4 protein-coding genes and 3 pseudogenes are annotated in these 5675 nt (G+C 70.8%); 1 reads left to right on the top strand and 6 read right to left on the bottom strand.

Annotation, left to right across the window (positions count from 1 at the left end; all coding sequences use genetic code 11):
- Positions 1-109: 109 nt before the first annotated feature.
- Positions 110-160 (top strand): annotated as a pseudogene (locus ACWF94_RS31450) (hypothetical protein); the annotation flags it as partial.
- Between the two features lie 24 nt (positions 161-184).
- Here the strand turns inward: ACWF94_RS31450 and ACWF94_RS31445 are convergent.
- The 6 genes and pseudogenes from ACWF94_RS31445 to ACWF94_RS31420 all read right to left on the bottom strand — a co-directional run.
- Positions 185-1708, bottom strand: a pseudogene (locus tag ACWF94_RS31445) (MFS transporter); the annotation flags it as partial.
- 46 nt (positions 1709-1754) lie between these two features.
- Positions 1755-2363 (bottom strand): Uma2 family endonuclease, encoded by a 609-nt coding sequence (locus ACWF94_RS31440; protein WP_453496133.1) that lies wholly within the window; start codon positions 2361-2363, stop codon positions 1755-1757.
- A gap of 156 nt (positions 2364-2519) precedes the next feature.
- On the bottom strand, positions 2520-3542 hold the full coding sequence (gene fbaA, locus ACWF94_RS31435) for a class II fructose-bisphosphate aldolase (RefSeq protein ID WP_453496131.1): 1023 nt from the start codon (positions 3540-3542) through the stop codon (positions 2520-2522).
- Positions 3543-3716: 174 nt separating this feature from the next.
- The gene (gene pyrE / locus ACWF94_RS31430) at positions 3717-4265 is read right to left on the bottom strand and encodes an orotate phosphoribosyltransferase (protein WP_453496128.1); all 549 of its coding nucleotides are present in this window, start codon (positions 4263-4265) and stop codon (positions 3717-3719) included.
- A gap of 87 nt (positions 4266-4352) precedes the next feature.
- The gene (locus tag ACWF94_RS31425) at positions 4353-5192 is read right to left on the bottom strand and encodes an aldose epimerase family protein (RefSeq protein WP_453496125.1); all 840 of its coding nucleotides are present in this window, start codon (positions 5190-5192) and stop codon (positions 4353-4355) included.
- 39 nt (positions 5193-5231) lie between these two features.
- Positions 5232-5675, bottom strand: a pseudogene (locus ACWF94_RS31420) (hypothetical protein); the annotation flags it as partial.

The following is a 5675-nucleotide window of genomic DNA, read 5'->3' as shown; positions in this document are numbered from 1 at the left end:
GGACGAGGGTCACCATTCAAGCCCCGCCGGCGATTGAGGCGCGGGGTCCGGGGCAGCGCCCCGGCGAGGGCCCGGGCGCAACCAGCAGGCGTGGCTACGGGGCGCGGTCATGGGGGCCCGGCTCCAGGGGGCCAGGTTCCAGGGGGCCAGGTTCCAGGGGGCCAGGTTCCAGGGGGCCAGGTTCCTGGGGGCCAGGTTCCAGCGGCGGCGCGCCCACTCCGCAGGCGACGCGGCACTCGGGCCGCACGGGCTCCGCCCCCCGTACCGGCCGCCGCACCGCGAGGAACGCCACCGCCGCCCCCAGCACCAGCACCCCCGCACACATCGGCATCGCCCGCCGGAAGGTCTCGCCGAACTCCGTCGCGGAGCGGTACGCCTCGGGGCCCATCCCCGCGAGCAGCGGCAGCGCGGCCACGGCCAGCAGACCGGCGGCGCGCGCGGCGGCGTTGTTGATGCCGCTGGCGATCCCGGCGCGGGCGGTTTCGACCGAGGCGAGGACGGTCGCGGTGAGGGGGGCGACCAGCGTCACCATGCCCAGCCCCATCACCAGCAGCGCGGGCAGCACATCCGTTGCGTACGACGCGTCCTCCCCCACCCGCAGCATCAGCAGCATGCCCCCGGCACACAGCAGCGGCCCCACGGTCAGCGGAATCCTGGGCCCGATCCGCTCCCCCAGCTCCCCGGACTTCGCGGAGAACAGCAGCATCAGGACCGTGGTCGGCAGCAGCGCCACCCCGGCCTGGAGCGCCGAGTACCCGGTCACCACCTGGAGCTGGAGGGCGACGAGGAAGAAGAATCCGCCGAAGGCCGCGTACACACAGAGCGTCACCACATTGACCGCGGTGAACAGCCGGGACCGGAAGATGGACAGCGGCAGCATCGGGTCGGGCCGCCGCTTCTCGACCAGGACGAACGCGGCCCCGACCACGACCCCCGCGACCCCTGCCCACCAGGCGGGAGCGATCAGCGCGTAGGTCACCAGTGTCAGCGCCGCCGCTCCCAGCACCGCGCCGAGGATGTCGAACCGCCCCGGGTGCGCCCGGGGGTCACGGGACTCGGGTACGTGACGCAGCGCGACCGGGACACAGAGCGCGGCCAGCGGCACATTGATCAGGAACACCCAGCGCCACCCGGGCCCGTCGACCAGCCAGCCGCCGACGAACGGCCCGATCGCCGCCCCGACCCCGCCGAGCCCGGACCACAGTCCGACCGCGCGGGACCGGTCGTCGGGGTGGAAACTCGCCTGGATGAGGGCGAGGGACCCGGGGGTGAGCAACGCGCCGCCGATGCCCTGGAGGGCGCGCGCGAGCACCAGCGTCTCCCCGTTGGGCGCGATCCCGCACAGCAGCGACCCGATGGCGAACCAGACGACGCCGAGCACAAAGATCTTGCGCCGCCCGTACCGGTCACCGAGCGCCCCGCCGAGCAGGATCAGTCCGGCGAGCGTGAGCATGTAGGCGTTGACGGTCCACTGGAGGACCGCCATGTCCGCGTCCAGGTCCGCACCGATGCGCGGCAGGGCGACATTGACGACGGTCGAGTCCAGCAGGGCCATGCTGGAGCCCAGCACGGTCGTGAGGACCACCCAGCGGCCGGTGGGCGTGGTGAGCCTGATGCCACCGGCTTCCGTCGCGTCCCGCGTCGGACCCGTGGCCTCCTCGCCCCCGGTGCCCTTTGCGGTCTCCCTGGCTTCCGGACGCTCTTCCATACGGGGATCATCCCAGCGCGACCGGCTCCCGACGACCCGGCGGGCGTCAGCTCTTGAGCAGCTCCGCGACATCGAGGGTGATCTCGGAGGTGCCCTCGCCTCCGACTGATGCCGGAAGAGTGACCTGCTGGCCGGGAGCGAACACCTGGTGGGTCTCGTAGGTGTCACCATGGGGATTGGTCAGAAGATGGACCCGGCCGTGCTTGCGATCAATGATCAGGTAGACCGGGACCGCTGCTTCCGCATAAGCATTGACCTTGACTCGCAAGTCGTTGCTGTAGTTGCTCGAAGTAACCTCCGCCACGAGACGGAAGGTCGCCGGGTCACCACAGTTGTACTCGACGACACGATCGGTGAAGTCTGCGTCCACCACGGCGAGGTCGGGGATGGCGTAGTCGGAAGGACCGCTGGGCAGCCAGATACCGACTGCCTGAACGACCTGGGTCTCCTTGCCATGCAGACCTGCTGAGATGAACGGGATCATGAGATCCGTCAATACACCGGCGTGACGGAAGTCCGCGGGCGGGGTCACGGTGAGAATGCCTCCGATGATCTCGACGCGGTGGCCGGGGAGCTGCTCCATGAGGGCATCCGCCTCTTCGAGCAGCGTCCTGGGCTCACCGTCACAGGGGTGCTCGACTGCTGCGGCAGACATATGAACCTCCTGGTGGCTGGTGTCGAGAGCATCATCGTAGGCCGGTGGACCGGTTCGCGTCCCGTCTCCGACTCGTTCACCCGTACGGGTACCCATACGAGCGAAGGCCCGGCACTCCTTCTCGGAGCACCGGGCCCTACCCGTACTGACCTGCGGTTACTTCAGCTTCGTCCCGGTGGAGCGCAGCGCCACGCACGCCTCGGTGACCCGCGTGGCCATGCCGGCCTCGGCGAGCTTGCCCCAGGAGCGGGGGTCGTAGGTCTTCTTGTTGCCGACCTCGCCGTCGACCTTCAGGACGCCGTCGTAGTTCTGGAACATATGGGCGGCGACGGGGCGGGTGAAGGCGTACTGGGTGTCGGTGTCGAGGTTCATCTTCACGACGCCGTTCTCCAGCGCGGTGGCGATCTCCTCGGCGGTCGAGCCGGAGCCGCCGTGGAAGACGAAGTCGAACGGCTCGGACCTGTCGTACTTCTCGCCGACGCCCTGCTGGAGGTCCTTCAGCAGCTCCGGGCGCAGGACGACATTGCCCGGCTTGTAGACGCCGTGGACGTTGCCGAAGGACGCGGCGAGCAGATAGCGGCCCTTCTCGCCCAGGCCGAGGGCCTCGGCGGTGCGCAGGGCGTCGTCGACGGTGGTGTACAGCTCGTCGTTGATCTCGTGCGTGACACCGTCCTCCTCGCCGCCGGTCGGGGTGATCTCGACCTCAAGGATGATCTTGGCGGCGGCGGCCTGCGCCAGCAGCTCCTGGCCGATGGCCAGGTTGTCGGCGAGGGTCTCGGCCGAACCGTCCCACATATGGGACTGGAACAGCGGGTTCCGGCCCTGGGCGACGCGCTCGGCGGAGACCGCCAGCAGCGGGCGGACATAGCCGTCCAGCTTGTCCTTGGGGCAGTGGTCGGTGTGCAGCGCGACGGTGATGTCGTACTTCGCGGCGACGATGTGCGCGAACTCGGCCAGCGCGACCGCGCCGGTGACCATGTCCTTGCTGTACTGGCCGCCCAGGAACTCGGCACCACCGGTGGAGATCTGGACGATGCCGTCGCTCTCGGCCTCCGCGAAGCCGCGCAGCGCGGCGTGCAGGGTCTGGGAGGAGGTCACGTTGATGGCCGGGTAGGCGAACCTGCCTGCCTTCGCCCGGTCGAGCATCTCGTTGTAGACCTCGGGGGTTGCGATGGGCATTGTCCGCTCCTTGTTGATGTGCGGGGATCTGCGGTGATGTGTGGAGATGTGCGGGATTACGAAATGAGCTGGCCCTGACCTTGGGGTGACGTCATCGTCGAACCCCTATCCTTCCAGACTCCCCACCGGACTCCACCATGCCCTCGGCCCCGGCCGGAGCCATGGCCGGGCCGCTCAGGTCAGACCCAGCTCAGCCAGTGCGTAGGCGTACAGATAGGGGACTCCGGCGGTGCCGCTGATCTTCTCCCCGGCGCCGGTGGCCCGGTCCACGATCGTCGCGACGGCGACCACTTCGCCACCGGCCTCGCGGACGGCCTCGACGGCGGTCAGCGGGGAGCCGCCGGTGGTGGAGGTGTCCTCCACCACCAGACAGCGGCGGCCCCTGATGTCGGGGCCCTCGACCCGGCGCTGCATCCCGTGCGCCTTGGCCGCCTTCCGTACGACGAAGGCGTCCACGCGGCGGCCCCGGGCGGCGGAGGCGTGCAGGATCGCGGTCGCCACCGGGTCGGCGCCCAGGGTGAGGCCGCCGACGCAGTCGTAGTCGAGATCGGCGGTCAGCTCGGCCATGACCTGGCCGACCAGGGGCGCGGCCGTACCGTCGAGCGTGATCCGGCGGAGGTCGACGTAGTAGTCGGCCTCCAGACCCGATGAGAGGGTCACCCTGCCGTGCACCACGGCCTTGTCCTTGATCTGCCGGAGCAGCTCAGCGTGTACGTCAGTCATGCCCCCGAGCCTATGTCCCGGGGTGACTCGCGACCGACGCCAGGTCTCAGAGCCCGGGTCTCACGGCCCAGGTCTCACGGCCTGGTCTCACAGCCGACGCCAGGTCCAGGTGGACTCGATCTCCAGCGGGTCGATGGGGGTGACGAGGCGCGGATGGGTGTTGAGCCCGTTCGGCGGGCCGGACTGGGGTTCCACACAGACCGCCTCCCGCTGCTCGTCGTAGATCACCACCCACTCGGCGCGACTGGCCACGGTCAGTTCCAGCCGCTCCGGCCAGGTGAGGGTGACCGAGACTCCGTCGGGCATCCCGAAGCAGTCGTCCCAGGGGCCGGGCAGCGGGTCGATCCGGCGGCCGGTCGGCAGATGGTCCGCGCCGCGCTCCTCCTGCCAGGCGGCCCGGAAGTCGATCCGTACGTCACCGTCGTCGCCGCCGCCGTCCTGCCGGCTCTCGCCGTCGCCGTCGCCGTCGCCGCCCAGGTTGCGCAGGAACCAGGGGTGCCAGCCCGCCTGGGCCGGGAACGAGCTGTCGTAGGTCTCGACACCCATGGTCAGCGTCAGGGAGTCCTCCGTCAGCCGGAACATCTGGGTGACGCGTCCGGTGTACGGCCAGGGCTCGGCCAGCCCGTAGGTGAAGACCGCCTCGTCCTCGCCCGCCCGCGCGGTCCGCCAGGCGGTGTCGCGGCCGGTGCCGTGGATGGCGTGCGGCGGGGCGTTGGCGGGGAGCCGGTGGAGGTCGCCGCCGTCGCGGAACAGGCCGTTCTCGACCCGCCCGCACCAGGGCACCATCGGGAAACTGCCGTAGCGCTCGCCTTGGCGCAGCACCTCGGTACCGCCGATGGTCAGGCTCGCGGCCCGGCAGCCGTTCTGCGGACGGACGGTCAACTCGACGTCTCCGGCGGCCAGCCGGACGCTCTCTTCGCTGCTCACGCCTACGACACTAACCGGGACGCCGTACGCGGGCAGCGGCTACCTCCGGCGACGCAGGGCCCGGCTCACGACGACGGCGGACGCGAGCGCCAGGGCGGCGGCGGGCGCGATCCAGCGCAGGGGCAGTCCGACGGTGCCGGAGTCGGGTGCGGGGGTGGGGGCATACCGGCCGCGCGGCGGGGCGTGGTCGACCTCCTCCGCGCTGCGTCCGATCATGGTGCGGCGGGCGTGGGCCGCCTCGGCGGGGGGACCGTCGGGGATCCCGCCGAAGTCGTCCAGCTCGTCGTCCCCGAGGTCGATCAGCTCATCCAGTTCATCGGCCTCGCCGGTCAGGGCCTCGCCGGTCAGGTCCTCGCCGGTCAGGTCCTCGTCGGCCTCGTCGGCCTCGTCGGTCTCGTCGGTCAGGTCCTCGCCGAAGCCGTCCCCGACATCCGGCCCCAGCGCCGGCGGCGGCACCTGCACCTCGAACACGGACCCGCTCCC

Source organism: Streptomyces sp. NPDC055078, from assembly GCF_053607985.1.
Note: the sequence above shows the minus strand (reverse complement) of the source record. Positions and strands in the feature narration are given on the sequence as shown.